This is a genomic window from Rhizobium sp. BK491, from assembly GCF_014194925.1.
Taxonomy (GTDB): Bacteria; Pseudomonadota; Alphaproteobacteria; order Rhizobiales; family Rhizobiaceae; genus Rhizobium.
This window is the reverse complement of sequence record NZ_JACIAR010000002.1, coordinates 146593-163132: the sequence shown is the minus strand read 5'-3', so window position 1 is coordinate 163132 and position 16540 is coordinate 146593. Positions and strand designations below refer to the sequence as shown.

Here is a 16540-nt window from a genome sequence, read left to right as displayed (position 1 = left end):
TGCCCTAAAGCTTCGCGCTCAGCGGCACGATGGCGGCAAAGCGTAGCCAGTCCTTCTGCGCCTTGGGCGTCCAGGCTGCCTCGGCGATGGCCGGCAGGCGCGGGAAGACGAGGCGGTTGAAATAGTCGCGGGAGATGAAATTCTCCTGCCAGATGCAGGCCTGGACGCCTTTCATGAGATGCTTCAGCTCATCCGGGAAATCGCCCTCGGCCTCGTAGGCATAGGTATGTGCCGGCGGCACCGTGCCCGCCCAGCTCGCGCCCGGCTCCTGCCAGGCATCGGCCTGCACCATGTCGAGATAATAGGCCTGGCCCGGGGTCATCACGACTTCATAGCCTTCGCGCGCCAGATCGATGCCGACCTCCGGCTTTTCCCAGGCCATGAGCAAAGTGCCTTCCGGATCGACGCCGCCGCCATGGGCGACCTCGTTCCAGCCGGCAAGCTTGCGCCCGCGCTCGGTGAGCATGGCCTTGATGCGCTTCAGGAAATAGGACTGCAGCGCGAATGTCCCCGATATGCCCTCCTGCTCCATGAGCTTGCGTGCAAGCGGTGAAGCAAGCCAGGAACCATTGGCGACCTCGTCGCCGCCGATATGGATATATTCGGACGGAAAGAGCTCGACCATTTCGTCGAAGACCTTGGCGAGAAACTCGTAGGTCAGCTCGATGGCGGGGTTCAGCGCATTATTCGGGAAGCCCTGAACGGAATGATAGCTGTCAGGAGCCTCCTGCCCGTCCGTCAGGTCAGGCAGGGCGACGAGGGTGGCGGTGCTGTGGCCGGGAATGTCGATTTCCGGGATCACCTCGATGCCGAGCGCCGTGGCGTGGGCGACGATCTCGCGAACATCATCCTGCGAATAGAAGCCACCGACCGGCTCAGCAGCATTGCCAAGCTGCGGCAACAACGGCTCGTCCGGCCCGCGCAGCACGCCCGTGGTGGTCAGCTGCGGATAGGCGCGGATCTCCAGCCGCCAGGCCTCGTCATCGGTGAGATGCCAGTGGAAGATATTGAGCTTCAGCCAGGCGAGAATGTCGAGCAGCCGCAGGACGTCGTCCTTTGGCGTGAACTGCCGGGAGACGTCGAGGTGGCACCCACGCCAGCCATAGCGCGGCCGGTCGGCGATCGAGCCCGCGACCGGAAAGCGAAACTTGCCGGGCTCGCGCCGTGCGCCATCGAGAAGCTGTGCCAGCGTTGTCAGGCCATAGAGGCGGCCCGCTTCGGCGGAGAAGGCGAGCACGATCTCATCGCCGGAGAAGGAAAGCTCATAGGCTTCCCGGGCCAGTGCCGGCCGTTCGACAAACCGCAGCGCCCTGCCCTGTGGCGCCGCAATAAGGCTGAAGGGGATGTGATTGGACGGAAAGAGGCGGCGGAAGAGCGCCTGCGCCGCAGCCAGCGCCTTGATGCTCGCGGCATCGGAACCCTCGGCCGGATAGAGCGCAACCGGAAAATCTTCGCCCGGCTTGGCGTCGATCTCCGCCGGCCAGGGCTGGATCGCGTAGGGAAGCTCCAGCCTGCCTCCCGGCAGCAGGACCGGCGGCGGCTCGCTGACGCGATCGGCGAGCAACAGATCCGAAGTGAAAACGGTGACATGAGTGCCGTCTTCGAGCGTTACATAGGCGGATTTGGCGCCGTCGGTGCAATGGCGCGCTATGCGGTGAAGTGCCGAGACGGTGAACGTCCAGCTTCCTCCGGGTGCGACGGAGAGGCCGGCCGGCGGCGCAAACTCATGAAAATTGGCATTGCGGCGGACGAAGACGGCGTTGTCGCAGGCTTGGGGATCAACGAGGCGCGTCAGGGTCGTATAGGCGAGACGGAAATTCTCAAGAGGCGCATCCGAGAAATTGAAGAGGGTCAGTGTCAATCGACCATGCTTCCCGCCTTCGGGCGACCAGGTGTTTTCGAGATGATAGGAGGACGGCTGCATGATGTTCCCCTTTTGCCAGCGTGCGTCAGTAATGTTCGGACTGAGAGAAGGTGTGGGCGAGCTCCGCCTGCCCCGCCGTCAGGCCGCAATCAACAGGCAGGCACACGCCCGTGATCGCCGCGGCGAGCGGGCTTGCGAGGAACGAGACGGCGTTGGCGACATCGACGGGATCGACGACGCGCCGCAGCGCATACCAGCGCTTCGCCTCTTCAAAGACATTGGGATTGGCTGCGGCGCGGGCTTCCCAGGCCTGAGTACGAACGGTGCCGGGCGCGACCGCATTCGAGCGGATGCCGAACTTGCCGTATTCGACGGCAACCAGCCGGGTGAAATGCAGGAGTCCGGCCTTGGCGGCGCTATAGGCCGGATGGCCGAAGACGGCCATGCCGTTGACGGAGGCGATATTGATGACCGACCCCTTCGACGCCTTCAGCATGCCCTCGACGGCGCGGAAGCAGAGGAAAGCCGCCTCTAGATTAAGGGCATTGTCGGCGCGCCATATGGCAGGCGTCGTATCATGAAGACTGACGGCGCGAGCAGCACCGGCGTTGTTGACCAGCGTCCTCAGTCCCCCCAATCCCGATGCCGCCTTGGCCATGGCGGCAACATTGCCGTCGCTGGTGATATCCGCCTTGAATGGCACGAAACGTTCCGCAGGGCCGAGAGCCTGCGCCGCCGTCTGCACTGCTGCCTCGTCTATATCAACGAGCAGGATGATGTCATGGTCATCTGCCAGGCGTTTTGCGATGGCACGGCCGATATCGCCGGCCGCCCCTGTGACGATGGCAACGGATCTGCTCATATGGTTTCCTCTAGTTCGTTCCCGAGCGGAGGTTGCCGCTCATTGTTGTTTGCCGGTAGCTCCAGTCTAAAGCGCGTCGCGATCTTTCAGATTCGCTTCCCGCGCTTTAGGTCTTTGATTTTGCGCATGTCGTTGTCGCAAAATCGCTGCACACTTTTGCGCGACATGCTCTAGTCCCCGAGAAGCTGACGGTCGTCGCCATCGCGGTGAGCGACGAGCTGCTGCTTGATGCGACGCAGCGTCACCGTAGCCTGCGGCTGGATGCGATAGGCGACCAGACTGGCGAGAATGTCCACTACGGCGAGATAGGCGATGCGGGTCGATGTCGGCCGATAGATATTGTCACCTTCCGGAAGATCGACGGGCAATGTGATTTCCGCGGCCTGGGCGACCGGGCTATTGCTCTGCGTCAGCGCTATGGTCGGAATCTTGGCTTCGCGCGCCAGCGTGAAGGCGCGCACCAGCTCGGCGTTACGGCCTGAGAAGGACGAGCCGATCAACACGTCCGTTGGCTTGGCGGCCGCCGCCATCATCAGCTGCATACTGTGATCGGAGCTCGCGGTAATACGAAGGCCGAGCCGGAACAGGCGGTTCTGCAGCTCGGTCGCGATCATCGAGGAATTGCCGCCGGAACCGAAGGCATAGATCATCTCGGCGCCGGCAAGCCGGTTTGCCGCCCGTTCGATCGCCGCAACGTCCAGACCGCGATGCAGCAGGAAGAGCGCGTTCTGCGCCTTGGTAATAATGTCCTGTGCGACGTCAGCCGGGGCAATGCTCTTCGGCTCCGGCTTCAGATAACGCATGCCCACATAGGCGGTACGCGCGAGCTGCACCTTGAAATCGGAAAAGCTCTCGCAGCCCAGACGCCGGCAGAAGCGCGTCACCGTCGGCGGCGAGACATCCGCCTTGCCCGCCAGCTCGATGATGGAAGCATTGACGGCGAATTCGAAATCATTGAGGACGATATCGGCGATGCGGATTTCCGATTGCGAAAGCCGGCCCCTCTCGTCCTGCATGGTCGTGAAGATATCCATCAGCCTCCCCTTTGTCGCTGGTTCACCCACGTTTGACACGTAGTCAGCGACGCGATCCATCTCAATCTTATCGAATCCGCCGGCGCCTGTGGACTGGCGTGGGCACAGATGGGGCTTGTCATTCGTTCCCATTTCGCCGGAACCGTGACATGCGATGGCCGCCATGCGGTTCATGCAAATTATTTTCTTGATACGTTGACAAATGACCATAGAAAGCAGAATTTGACCAGTGAAAATCGCAAATTATGAAAAGAATTTAAATGACGGCGGATACTATGCGTGATCCTTTCAAGAATCCTTTCCCTGCCAGCGATACCGCCAGGCATTCGATCTGGGAGATGCTCGTTCCGCGTGACATCGATGCCTTTCTTGCCGCCGACTGGTCGAAAGTCGCGGGTGATTTCGTCGAGGAAGGCTTCATCGGCATCGACGGAAAGCGCGAGGTCAGCCCTGATAAATGGCGTCTCGCCTTCCCGACCTTGTCGGCCTATCGTGACGAATGGCTGCGCCAGGCGCGCGACTTCGCCACGCAATCTTTCGCGGAAGATCCGCGCACGGCCATTTTCACCACCACGACGCTCGAAGACATCGAAATCGAAGGCGATATGGCGCTGGTGCGCAAGAAGTTCGACGGCAGCCTGAAGAAGTCGGACGGCGGCATCGACGTTCTGAAGTGGCAGACACTTTATTATTGCCGCCTGCATGAGGGACACTGGAAGATCTGCGGCTTTACCGGTTACCTGCCGAATCCCATGGAATAGAGGCGACAGCGTTGCGCATTTTCACCGCGGCCCTTGCGACCGAGACGAATACCTTCTCCCCCATCTGCGTTGATCGGCGCGCTTTCGAAGCCTCTCTCTATGCGCCTCCCGGCATGCACCCGGAAACGCCGACGCTGTGTACGGCGCCGATCACCGTCGGTCGTCGCATCGCGGCGGAAAAGGGCTGGGAGGTGATCGAGGGTACCGCCACCTGGGCTGACCCGGCCGGGCTTGTCAATCGCCGTACCTATGAGGAACTGCGCGACGAAATTCTCGAGCAATTACGCGCGGCCACGCCTGTCGATGCCGTCATTCTCGGGCTGCACGGCGCCATGGTTGCGGATGGTTATGAGGATACGGAAGGTGATTTCCTGTCGCGCGTGCGCGAGATCGTCGGCCCGGATATCCTGGTGTGCGCCGAGCTCGATCCCCACAGCCATCTGACGGCGAAGCGTCTCGCCGCCACTGATTTCTTCGTCTATTTCAAGGAATTCCCGCATACGGATTTCGTCGACCGCGCCGAGGACCTCTGGCGGATCGCCATCGATACGCTGGAAGGCCGGGTCAAGCCAGTTATGTCCGTCTTCGACTGCCGCATGATCGATGTGTTTCCGACCTCGCGCGACCCCATGCGCTCCTTCGTCGACAAGATCATGACGATGGAAAAGAGCGATGCGGACATTCTATCCATCTCCGTCATTCACGGCTTCATGGCGGGCGACGTGCCCGAAATGGGCACAAAGCTGCTCGTCGTCACCGACAATAAGCCGGGTAAAGGCTCTGCGATCGCCCGCGATCTTGGCCTGGAACTCTTTTCGAAGCGCGGCACCTTCATCATGCCGCAGATCGATGAGAAGCAGGCGGTGAGCGAGGCGATGGCTGCGGCCTCGGGTCCCGTCGTCATCGCCGATCTCTGGGATAATCCCGGCGGCGGCACGGCAGGTGATGCTACGGTCATCCTGCAGGAACTGCTCGACTGCGGCGCTACCGATACGGCGATCGGCACGATCTGGGACCCGATGGCCGTCCAGATCTGCATGGCGGCCGGCGAAGGCGCGGAAATCCCACTGCGCTTCGGTGCGAAATCCGCGCCGGGCACGGGTAATCCGGTCGACGGTCTCGTTAAGATCGTTCGCATCGTCCCGAATGCCGAAATGCGTTTCGGCGAGAGCTTCGCTCCTTTTGGCGATGCCGCGCATATTCAGCTCGACGGTATCGACATCATCCTGAACTCGACGCGCGCGCAGAGCTTCGATCCGAGCCTGTTTTCCGTCATGGGCATCGATCCCGGAACGAAGAAGATCCTGGTCATCAAATCGACCAATCACTTCTACGCATCCTTTTCCAAGATCGCATCGCAGATCCTTTACTGCTCCGCGGGAACGCCTTATCCCAACAATCCGGCGCGCACGCCCTACCGCCGCGCGCGAAAGGATATCTGGCCGATGGTGGCGGACCCCTTTGCAGAAGAACGGAAAGATGCCTGACATGGCTTCCAGTATCGCTCACGACATCGCCTTGGAAATCGGCCCCAAGCCCGGCGACACGATCGACAGCCTCTCCACGCCGCGCCCGATCATCGACGAAGACCGGCTGGCTGCGAACATTGCTCGCGTGCAGTCCTACATGGATGCGCATGGACTGAATTTCCGCCCGCATATCAAGACGCACAAGATCCCTGCACTGGCGCATGCCCAGGTCGCCGCCGGCGCAAAGGGCATCAACTGCCAGAAGATCACCGAGGCGGAAGTCTTCGCCAAGGCAGGCTTCGAGGATATCCTGATCACCTTCAATATCCTCGGGGCGGAAAAGCTGACACGGCTTTCGGCTTTGAACGACCGCATTGCCGGCCTCAAGGTGGTGGCGGATAGCATGGTGACGGTTGACGGACTCTCCGACTGGTTCGCCGTCCGCAAGCCGCTGACCGTGCTGGTGGAATGCGATACCGGCGGCGCGCGCTGCGGTGTGCAATCGCCCGCGCAGGCAGCCGCTCTCGGCAAGCATATAGCCGGCAAGCCCGGTCTCGTCTTCGGCGGCTTGATGAACTATCCGAAGCCGAACGACGCCGTCGCGACACAGGCTTTCCTCGTTGAAGCGGTAGCGCTGCTGAAGAATGATGGCATCGAATGCCCGATCGTCAGCAATGGCGGCACGCCGAGCCTTTTCGAGGCGCATCTCGTCACGGCCGCCACCGAGCACCGCGCCGGGACCTATATCTATAATGACCGCTCCATGGTGCGTGCGGGCCATTGCCGGGAAGAGGATTGCGCCATGCACATTCTCGCCACCGTCGTTTCGCGCCCGACCGAAGACCGTGCCGTCATCGATGCCGGCTCCAAGGCTCTGACCTCAGACCTTCTTGGTTTTGCCGATTATGGCCAGGTGGTCGGCTATCCCGATGCAATCATCAAAGGGCTATCGGAAGAGCACGGCGTCATCGACCTGTCGAACTGCGCCGGCCCTCGTCCTGAGATCGGCGACAAGATCAGCATTATCCCGAACCATACCTGCGTCGTTTCCAATCTCTTCGACCAGATGGTGTTCCATCGCGATGGTGTGGTAACCCGCGTAGAAGAGGTAGCGGCTCGCGGTCTGGTCTGGTAGGGCGATCCGCCACTCGCGGGTCGCATCGAGGCCACGCTCGTCCTTCGACGGGCTCAGGATGAGGGTGGAGCGAGTTCCGAGCATAAGCTGGGCGAGATTGATTAGCCCTCCTGGTGAGGAGGCCCAAAGGGCCGTCTCGAACCACGAGGGCGGATGGGTTGCTTCCGGGCCTGCTCCCGTCAGGAGGCGGCCCGGTTCAGCAGGTCCATGTCGATTTCGGCCAGTTCCACCCGCCGCTCGAAGGCCTGGCCATTCTCGTCAAACAGGTGGCAATCGCCGAGGCGGATGCCGGTCTTGAGCGGGGCGTCCATGCGGATAGCCGCACTGCCCTCCAACGTCGCACAGAAATTCTCATCGATACCATCGGCCGTGGCATAGGCGACCGTTTGAGCGCCGAGCCGCTCCACGACCGTCGGCACGATTGTCAAGGTCAGATCGCCGTCCCCGAGCTGGACATGCTCCGGGCGGACGCCGAGTGTCAGCGGCTTGCCGGCAAAGCCGGGACGCGGCGTCACCGGCAGCAGGGCCTTCTGTCCCTTGTAGTCCACCTCCACACCCGCATCGCTGACGCCAGTGCAAGTGACAGGCAGGAAGTTCATCTTCGGATTGCCGATGAAGCGGGCAACGAAGGTATTGGCCGGCTTATGATAGAGTTCCAGCGGCGCGCCGACCTGCGATATCTCCCCGGCGTTCAAGACGACGATCCGGTCGGCCATGGTCATGGCCTCGACCTGATCATGCGTCACGTAGATCATGGTTGCCTGCAGCTGGCGGTGCAGCTTCGCGAGCTCGATGCGCATATCGGCACGCAGCGCCGCATCGAGGTTCGACAGCGGCTCGTCAAAAAGGAAGATCTTCGGCTCGCGCACGATGGCGCGGCCGATGGCGACACGCTGGCGCTGGCCGCCGGACAACTGGCCCGGCTTTTCCTGCAGGCGTTTATCGAGGTGCAGGATGCGGGCAGCATTCTCGACCTTGGCCTTGAGCTTGTCCTCCGCCATCTTCTCCACCCGCAGCGGGAAGGCGATGTTCTCGAACACCGACATGTGCGGATAGAGAGCATAGGACTGGAAGACCATGGCGATGCCGCGCTTGACGGGCGGCAGATCGTTGACGCGGGCACCATCGATCTTGATGTCGCCGCTGGTCACATCGTCGAGACCGGCGATCATGCGCAGCAAGGTCGACTTGCCGCAGCCGGAGGGGCCGACGAAAACGATGAATTCACCGTCATTGACGTCGAGCTCAACGCCCTTGATGACCTCGAAATGACCGTAAGATTTTTTGACCTGATTAAGGTGCAGCTTTCCCAAACTCTGTCTCCGCGCGGCGCCGCCAGGGGCGGGCAGGGCTCCAAAGGCCGCGCGCGATGCGCGCGGCCCGGTGACTTGCAGACTTATTTATACTGCTCGAGATCGGCCGCGGCCTTCTTCAGCGCATCCGCCGGCTGGGCCTGGCCGGTCACGACTGACTGGACCATGGCGATCATGGCGTTCTGGAAGCCCTTATAGTCCTTGAACAGCGGCTCCGGACCACCATAGGCGATGCCGTCGATAAACGGCTTCCAGGAAGGGTCCTTCTTGACGAACTCGTCAACCATCGGAGACGGGCGTAGCGGCGTGAGGCCGGCGCCGCCCTGGAGTTCGTATTCGCCCTGCGGGCCGGGAGAGGTGATGAATTTGGCAAATTCGATCGCCTTGTCCTCAACGCCAGACCCCTTGAAGACGGCAAGGCTGTCGGTGATGAGCAGCGTGCCCGGACCCTTGGCCGACGGGCCGAGCGGCAGCGGTGCCACACCCCAGTTGATCTTCGTTTCCTTGAGGCGGTAGGCAGCGCCGGAACCAGCCTGGAGCATGCCGACCTTGCCATCGAGGAAGATAGCGCGCATTTCGTTCTGCTCGTAGGCCGTCGGTCCTTCGACCGAATAAGGCGTGATGTCCTTGTAGGCCTGGAGAGCTGCCAGAACTTCGGGACTGTCGAGGGTGATCTTGTCGCCGTCGATCACCTTGCCATTGTTGGTGTAAACCCAATGCAGGAACTGGTGCATGGTGTTGTCGAAGGTTTTGGCCGAGAGGCCGTATCCGGGAATGCCGGTCTTTTCCTTGATCGCCTTGGCGTCGGCGATTTCCTCGGCCCATGTGGTCGGTGGCTTCTCGGGGTCAAGGCCGGCCTTCTTGAAGAGGTCCTTGTTCCAATAGAGCGCCTTGGTCGAGAAGGCGATCGGCGTGCCCCACTGCTGTCCATCGATGGTGACCGTATTCACGATCCCCGGATAATAGGCCTTCTTTTCGTCGTCCGTCATCGGGATCGGAACGATCAGATCGTTGTCGGCGAATTGCTTGAGCGTGCGGGAACCGACATAGGCCATGGCGACCGGCGTGCCGGCTGCAGCCAGTGTTGTCGCCTTATCCTGGCACAATTCCCAACCGACGAGCTCTGGCTTGACGGCCCAGCCCGGATTCTTGTCTTCCCACTGCTTGATATACTTCACATGGATCGGATCGATGCTGTCGCCGCAATAGATCCAGCTGATTTCCTTGTCGGCCGCCTGGGCGTTCACGGCGCCAAGCGCGGTGGAGCCGAGCAAAGCAAGGGCGAGAAGCCCTGTCTTGAAATGGAATGTCACGTTTAAGCTCCCGTTCTCTCTGGTGGTTGATTTGATTTTATTGCTTCACCGCGCCGGCGGTCAGACCGCTGACGAGATACCGTTGCAGGAAGAAGATCACGACCAGAGCCGGCGCGATGCCGACGAAACTTGCGGCCATGAGTTCATTCCAGACGACCTCCTGCCGGCCGAAATAGGCGAAGAGCCCTACCGGCAGCGGCATGTATTCCGTCTTCGAATTGAAGGTAAGAGCATAGATGAACTGCTGCGCGTAGGCCTCGATGAACGAGGAAATCGCAACGACGACAATGCCGGGCATGGCGATCGGCAAGATGACACGCCGCAGCGTATAGAGCTGGCTTGCGCCATCCACATAGGCGGCCTCATCCAGCTCGCGCGGAATGCGGCGGATATAGGTGTGCAGCAGCCAGATTCCCGTGGGAATGATGAAGGCCACACCCGGCACGATCATGGCGAAATAGGTGTTCAGCACACCGAAGGAACGCATGAGCCGGAACAGCGGGATGAGCAGCACGGCGCCGGAAAACATCTTGACCGCAAGGAACGCGCCCAGCAGCAGGCCGGATCCCTTGAATTCAAAACGGGCGAAGGCGTAGGCGGCCGGCACGACGAGGATCAGCACGATGATGGTGATCGATCCGGAAACCAGAAACGAGTTGAAGATATACCAGCCGAAGCCCGGCACGCTCGTCCACATCGTGCGATAGGCCGTAAAAGAGCCGTTCTCGGGGATGAAGCGGTAAGGCGACGAAAAGAGCTGGCTAAGCGGCTTTAGCGACACCAGGAACCCTTCGATGAAGGGCGCCAGCACGAAAGCCAGAAAGAGCAGGATTCCGGCATAGATGCCGATAAGCTCATACCACTTGTAGCGATGGATCATCGAAGGGTGGCTCATCGCTGCTTGGCTCCCGTGGAAAAGCGGCTGGTCAGGCGGAAATAGGCAAGGCAGAAGAGCGACAGGAAGATGCAGATCAGCACCGCACGCGCAGCGCCCTCGCCATATTTGTAGGAGCCAATTGCCGTTCGGTACGTGTCGATGATCATCGTCGTCGTCTCGCCGTTCGGACCGCCGCGGGTCAGGATCCAGATGATGTCGAAGGAATTGAAGGTCGAGATCAGCGAGAGCATCGACATGGTGACCAGAGACGGCACCAGCAGCGGTAGCGTGATGCGGCGGAAGCGATAGAAGCGGCCGGCGCCATCCGTCCAGGCCGCCTCATAGAGATCGTGCGGAATCGCTTGCATGGCCGCCAGCATGTAAAGAGTAACCATGGGCACACCGATCCAGACGTCAGTGACGATCGTCGCCCAGAAGGCCGTACTGCCATAGGCCAGGAACGCGACGGGGCTGTCAACGATGCCGAAGCGCTGCAGCAGGCCGGAAATCATGCCGAACTGGCCATTATACATCCAGCCCCACATGAAGATGCCGATCGCCATAGGCACGATCCAGGGCGGCATGGTCAGCACGCGGAAGAGCGCGCGGCCCGGAACGGCCGAGTTCAGGAGCGCGGCCCCTAAAGTGCCGATGATCATCTTGATCGACACGGAGAAGAAGGTCCAAATAAAGGTGCGGACGATGACGCCTGCGAAAGTGTCGTTGAAGATCTTCGCGTAGTTCTCGAACCCAACCCAATTCGTCACCTTCTTCAACGACGCATCGGTGAAGGATAGGATTATCGTGTCGACCAGCGGATAGGCGACGATGACGGTGACATAGAGGAGAGCCGGAAAAAGCAGGAGCCAGGCGAAGATGACCGTGCTGCGTTGAACACCCATCCCGCGCCCCTCCCTAGGCGGCTCTTGAATGAAGAGCTTCGTCGAACTCGTCCCAGATCGGTCGGAGATCAACGACAGCTCTCTTCATGCGCGCCTCGTCCATCGAGAGCGCCAGAATGCCTGCCTCCAGCGCATTCTGGGTCGACACAGGCAGGTGCAGGCCCGTCTTGACGTGCGTGATGATATCGGCGGCCATCTGCTCGTCGGCGCCATAATGCTGCGAAAGCGTGGTGGCCGCGTAAGTGTTTTCGATCACCTTCTTGCCGGTCAGCATCTCGTGGACATTGAAGTAACCGCGGATGAAATCACCTTCGGCCATGCCGCGCGAGCCCATGATGGCAAAACGGCGGAACTGGTCCGGCACGTTCAGATTAGTGTGGAAGTTCATGCCGACGCCATTGGCATATTCGACGATCGCCACCTGGTAATCGATGATATCGCCGTCGCTGTCGAAGACCTTGTCCGATCCCATCCAGCCGCTCGGCTTGCGATGGAAGAGCTCAAGATCGTTGATACCTTCCCGTGCCGGATCGTTTTCCGGAATGAAACTCTTGCGGCCGCCGAAGCTTGCGACCCGCTCCGGCCGCGCACCGACCACACCATTGTAGAGATCGAGGTCGTGGCAGCATTTTTCCAGCATGAAGCTGCCGGAATAATGTTCGTAGCGGCGCCAATCACGCATGAAAAAGGCGCCATGATAGGGCTCGATGTGCTCCGCCGCCTCGATCGAAACCACATGGCCGAGCTTTCCTTCGGCCTGGGCGGCCAGGAGATCGCGGTACATCGGCGAATAACGCAGCACCAGGCCCACGTTCAGGCGCTCATGGCCGAATTTCGCCATCAGGCGGGCGAGCTCGATACTGTCCTTGATCGTCGTGACGATCGGCTTTTCGCAGAAGATCTTGAGGCCGGCTTCGAGGCCGACGCGAATGTGATCGAGATGCATGTGGTTCGGAGAGCCGATCATCAGGAGATCGATCTTCTCGTTGGCAATCAGCTCCTGGGGCGTCGCATAGGCCTTCCCCGCCGATATGCCCCGTTCGGTCAAGCCGGGCAGGCCCGCCGGCGCCGGATCGACATAGCCGGCAATCTCGAAGCTTTCATCGATCGCCTTGAAGACATAGCCCAGGTAGCCCAGGCGGAATCCCAGCCCAATGATTCCAACGCGCATGCTTTTGAGTTCCCATTACGTAATTTATTTTCGTAAGCTTGGGACAAATTTTCGCATTCGTCAACGACGTTCGCGCATTTTACGAGAAACATGAAATTTATTTTCAGAAAATGACAAAACTTGCGCGACATTGACGCGCAAGCCACGCTCGCTTTGATTGCGATGGCGCTCAACGCTGCTGCTTAAATCGGCAAAGTGCCTGCGACTTATCTGTCCGGGCCGTTATACTGCCAATATTGGTAGTTCGGTTTTCTGGTGCTGCTGGAAATGACGCCATTCTGATCACAAACGTAACCGAGGCGCGGCAGGCCACGATAGAATGGTCCTTCGTGAAAATAATCCGCGTAGACAGTGGCAGTATGACATTGAAACTTCTCGTCATCAGCCATTTTGGGCGCAGTAACTCCGGGAAGGTCCTTGTAAGGATAGACGGGAGCGACATATGGCTTGGGGAGGAGCGGATTGTCGGCAAGGGCGACCGCCGGCATCAAGGCTGCAAAGAACAGGGCAGCAATGGCGATTTTCGATTTGACCCACATGAACTGCTACGCTCCTTTGCAGATGCGAGCGCAACGATCATACGCCGCATACAATAGATATAGTGGGGCCGCAGTCATGCGCCAACGGGTTCCCCGATCAAAATCCCCCGCAAGCGACGGTTTCCCTCCAGCCGCGGCCGGCCATTCACGCTACATTACACCAAAGAAAATGCTTTTATCTGCAAATACAACACAGACGTGCGGCAGCCGTTTGCGACAAGTAATAAGCATGTTATATAGTATGGAAATTGTCATCTCAGTTGCAATCGCCGCGATTTCTGTTTGCAGGAGTAACAGTCATTCTCGAACAGATTAATCGTGTTCCTCCCTTCCCTGATCATGGGACCGCTGACGATATCGCTCAGCAGGTTTCCATCTACGTCATCAATCTCGATCGCTCGCGTGATCGGTGGGAGCGGCTCTGCAAGCAGGCTGTCGAATTCGATCTGCATATTACCCGCATTCCCGCTGTCGATGGCCGCGTCATCCCTGACGCGGATCGCGTCGATTTCCACCCCCCTTCATTCATGTATCATAACGGCCGTAAGCTCTTGCCGGGAGAATACGGATGCTATCGCAGCCATCTCATCGCCCTCGAGCAATTTGTCGCCAGCGGCGACAGGATGGCGATCATCATCGAAGATGACGTCGAGCTCAACGAGAGGCTGATACCGCGCGCGATCGCGGCGATGGACGGCGCCAACGGCGCCCGTCTCGTCAAACTCGTCAACCATCGTCTCGTCGGCTTCAAGCCGATCCAAGAAACCAGTGAAAATGACGTTGTCGGCCGCTGCATGCATGGTCCGCAGGGCTCAGCTGCCTGTTACATCGTCAACCGCAAGGCTGCCAAAAAGCTGCTGACGACACTGAAGCCCATGCTTCTTCCCTATGACGTCGCCCTGGAGCGCGGTTGGTCCACCGGCGTCGAGACATTCACGACCTTTGAAAATCTTGTCGACTTCAGCCCCCATCGCGCCGATACCACGATCGGCAAGCGCGTGCATTACCGCGCCGTAAAGCGGCACCCCCTGTTGCGGCTGACGGCACATTGGTTCCGCACCTGCGATCAGGTGCGCCGCTGGAACTACGCCATCGCGATGAAACGGTAGCTGCGACGCCAAGCCGGACCGGAAAACCGCTGCGCACTTTTCCTGGAATTGCTCCAGGAGGCGCCGGTATCGTGACAGGGCACGCGTCTATAGCTGCGCGACGTTATCAAGGTTCGGTTGGTCGACAGTCAGATCCGTCTCGCGCTCGCGATAGACCAGATCGACCACTTCGCTGCTCGGCGTATAGCCGGAAACGAGATTTTGCAGCAGGGTTCTGGCCAGAGGAATGTCGTTTTCATCCAGCGCCGCCTCAAGTGCGGCAAGCCGCTTCGACAGCTCCGGCCATGGGAGAAAGTCTTCCTTGGCCTGCATGATGCGCGGATGACTGGTCGGCTGCGGGTTGTCGCCGATCAACAGCTCTTCATAGAGCTTCTCGCCTGGTCGCAGGCCGGTGATTTCGAGCTCGATATCGCCGTCAGGCTCGTCTTGATCCCGCACGGTCAGACCGGACAGTTCCACCATGCGGCGCGCGAGATCGGCAATGCGCACCGGTTCGCCCATGTCGAGCAGGAATACGTCGCCGCCGCCCGACATCGCGCCCGCCTGGATCACAAGCTGCGACGCCTCGGGAATTGTCATGAAATAACGGGTAATATCGGGATGCGTGAGCGTGATCGGCCCGCCGTCGCGGATCTGCTGACGAAAGAGGGGCACGACCGAACCGGAGGAGCCTAGCACGTTGCCGAAGCGCACCATGGCGAAATTGGTACTGTCGGTGCCGGGTTTGCGATCGGCGTCCATAGCCTGCAGCACCATTTCCGCCAGCCGCTTGCTCGCACCCATGATGTTGGTCGGGCGCACTGCCTTGTCGGTGCTGATGAGGACGAAATTTTCGACACCATGATCGCGCGCAGCCTCGGCCGCTATCTGCGTTCCCTGCACATTGTTACGGATGCCTTCGGCGGGATTGTATTCGACGAGCGGCACATGCTTGTAGGCGGCGGCATGATAGACGGTCTTCGGCCGCCAGGCCTGCATGATCTGCCTCATCCGCTGGCCATCCCGCACGGACGCCAGGAAGGGAATGATCCGTATATCGGCATAACCGGCGGAAGCGGCCGTCTTCTCCAGTTCGCCATGGATGGCATAAAGGGCGAACTCGCTCTGCTCGATCAGCAGCAGGGCGGACGGGCCGTTCTTCAGGATCTGGCGGCAGAGTTCGCTGCCGATCGAGCCGCCGGCGCCGGTGACCATGACGACCTTGCCGCGAATGTTCTTCTCGATCAGGCCGCGGTCGGGAGCGATCACGTTGCGGCCGAGCAGGTCTTCGATGTCAAGCTCACGCAGATCCGAAACCGCGACGCGGCCCTGCGCAAGCGCCGTCAGATCGGGCATGGTCCGCACGGTGACGCGGGCCTTGCGCATGTCTTCGAGGATTTCGTTGCGCCGCTGCCGCGTGGCGTTCGGCAGGGCGAGCAATACGCCCTTGATCTCGCCCGAGACAACGAGCGCCGGCAGATCGGCAGGATCGTAGATCGGCAGGCCGCCCATGATGCTGCCGTGCAGATTGCGATCGTCGTCGAGATAACCGACAACGTTCAGTTCGGCGCTGTTGGCAAGGGCGCCTGTAAGCTGGCGCCCGGAAGCACCCGCGCCGTAGACCAGCACCTTGCCAAGCTGATTGCGGTTGAGAAGGCGCTGATAGGCGTTACCGAGCCAGTAGCGCGTCCACATGCGCGACAGGCCGATCGCGATCAGCAATAGCAGCGGCTGCAAGATACCGACCGTGCGCGGCACGCCCGGCACGCTGATCGCGGTGAAAACCGTCATGAAGGCGAGCGCATAGATCGCCACCGCCTTGACGACCGTCACGAACGCCGAAAGACCGGCATAGCGGAAGATCGCACGATAAAGGCCGAGAACGATGAAGATCGGAATGGCGAGCAGAAGGGAGACGATGGCCGGCAGCCACTCGACGCCTTCGAGAATGACCCAATCGTCGAGGCGGAGACAGTAAGCAAACCAGACCGTCAGCACGCATAGGCTGGCATCGACCAGCAGCGCAAGCGCGCGCTTGGTAGAGCGCGGCAAAGCCAGAAACGGCAGAACGAGTTTATCCGCGGGCACCATCGGTCAGTTTTCCCTGGCGCCAGTCATCGGAGCAGCGCACCGCTTTTCTCGCATAGATTGTCTCACAAAGTATCATACAACGCGTAATGAGCAGATCGCGCTTCCATTAGCAAGATCCGAT

General features: G+C 60.2%; 14 protein-coding genes. 4 read left to right on the top strand and 10 right to left on the bottom strand.

Annotation, left to right across the window (positions count from 1 at the left end; genetic code table 11):
• Nucleotides 1-4 precede the first annotated feature (4 nt).
• From FHX05_RS08610 to FHX05_RS08600, 3 genes are all read right to left on the bottom strand, one after another.
• Nucleotides 5-1924, bottom strand: coding sequence for a family 20 glycosylhydrolase (locus FHX05_RS08610; protein ID WP_183871309.1), 1920 nt, complete (start codon nucleotides 1922-1924; stop codon nucleotides 5-7).
• A gap of 25 nt (nucleotides 1925-1949) precedes the next feature.
• A complete protein-coding gene (locus FHX05_RS08605; protein WP_183871308.1) occupies nucleotides 1950-2726 on the bottom strand; it encodes an SDR family oxidoreductase in 777 nt (258 codons plus the stop codon).
• A 170-nt stretch (nucleotides 2727-2896) separates the two neighbouring features.
• Nucleotides 2897-3760, bottom strand: a complete 864-nt coding sequence (locus FHX05_RS08600; RefSeq protein ID WP_015338456.1) for a MurR/RpiR family transcriptional regulator — start codon at nucleotides 3758-3760, stop codon at nucleotides 2897-2899.
• Between the two features lie 275 nt (nucleotides 3761-4035).
• Between FHX05_RS08600 and FHX05_RS08595 the strand changes: the two genes are divergently transcribed.
• The 3 genes from FHX05_RS08595 to FHX05_RS08585 are packed head-to-tail and all read left to right on the top strand — an operon-like array spanning nucleotide 4036 to nucleotide 7125.
• Nucleotides 4036-4521, top strand: a complete 486-nt coding sequence (locus tag FHX05_RS08595; RefSeq protein WP_183872389.1) for a hypothetical protein — start codon at nucleotides 4036-4038, stop codon at nucleotides 4519-4521.
• A gap of 11 nt (nucleotides 4522-4532) precedes the next feature.
• Nucleotides 4533-6008 (top strand): M81 family metallopeptidase, encoded by a 1476-nt coding sequence (locus tag FHX05_RS08590; RefSeq protein ID WP_183871307.1) that lies wholly within the window; start codon nucleotides 4533-4535, stop codon nucleotides 6006-6008.
• A gap of 1 nt (nucleotide 6009) precedes the next feature.
• A complete protein-coding gene (locus FHX05_RS08585) occupies nucleotides 6010-7125 on the top strand; it encodes a D-TA family PLP-dependent enzyme (RefSeq protein WP_246698887.1) in 1116 nt (371 codons plus the stop codon).
• Between the two features lie 179 nt (nucleotides 7126-7304).
• Here the strand turns inward: FHX05_RS08585 and ugpC are convergent, their stop codons facing one another.
• From ugpC to FHX05_RS08555, 6 genes are all read right to left on the bottom strand, one after another.
• Nucleotides 7305-8438, bottom strand: a complete 1134-nt coding sequence (gene ugpC, locus FHX05_RS08580) for a sn-glycerol-3-phosphate ABC transporter ATP-binding protein UgpC (RefSeq protein ID WP_112399702.1) — start codon at nucleotides 8436-8438, stop codon at nucleotides 7305-7307.
• 83 nt (nucleotides 8439-8521) lie between these two features.
• Nucleotides 8522-9751: an extracellular solute-binding protein gene (locus tag FHX05_RS08575; RefSeq protein ID WP_112336821.1), complete on the bottom strand. Its 1230-nt coding sequence runs from the start codon at nucleotides 9749-9751 to the stop codon at nucleotides 8522-8524.
• A gap of 37 nt (nucleotides 9752-9788) precedes the next feature.
• Nucleotides 9789-10646 carry a carbohydrate ABC transporter permease gene (locus FHX05_RS08570; protein WP_041677164.1) on the bottom strand — a complete coding sequence of 286 codons (858 nt, stop codon included), beginning with the start codon at nucleotides 10644-10646 and terminating at the stop codon, nucleotides 9789-9791.
• Entirely contained in the window at nucleotides 10643-11530 is an 888-nt protein-coding gene (locus FHX05_RS08565; protein ID WP_015338449.1) for a sugar ABC transporter permease, read from the bottom strand. The genes FHX05_RS08570 and FHX05_RS08565 overlap by 4 nt, the downstream gene beginning before the upstream one ends.
• Nucleotides 11531-11543: 13 nt before the next feature.
• Entirely contained in the window at nucleotides 11544-12701 is a 1158-nt protein-coding gene (locus FHX05_RS08560; protein WP_015338448.1) for a Gfo/Idh/MocA family oxidoreductase, read from the bottom strand.
• A 206-nt stretch (nucleotides 12702-12907) separates the two neighbouring features.
• On the bottom strand, nucleotides 12908-13240 hold the full coding sequence (locus tag FHX05_RS08555; protein ID WP_183871306.1) for a hypothetical protein: 333 nt from the start codon (nucleotides 13238-13240) through the stop codon (nucleotides 12908-12910).
• A gap of 260 nt (nucleotides 13241-13500) precedes the next feature.
• Between FHX05_RS08555 and FHX05_RS08550 the strand changes: the two genes are divergently transcribed.
• The gene (locus tag FHX05_RS08550; protein WP_210294842.1) at nucleotides 13501-14349 is read left to right on the top strand and encodes a glycosyltransferase family 25 protein; all 849 of its coding nucleotides are present in this window, start codon (nucleotides 13501-13503) and stop codon (nucleotides 14347-14349) included.
• 87 nt (nucleotides 14350-14436) lie between these two features.
• Here FHX05_RS08550 and FHX05_RS08545 read toward each other — a convergent pair whose 3' ends face one another.
• Nucleotides 14437-16419, bottom strand: coding sequence for a nucleoside-diphosphate sugar epimerase/dehydratase (locus FHX05_RS08545; RefSeq protein WP_112609177.1), 1983 nt, complete (start codon nucleotides 16417-16419; stop codon nucleotides 14437-14439).
• Between the last annotated feature and the right edge of the window lie 121 nt (nucleotides 16420-16540).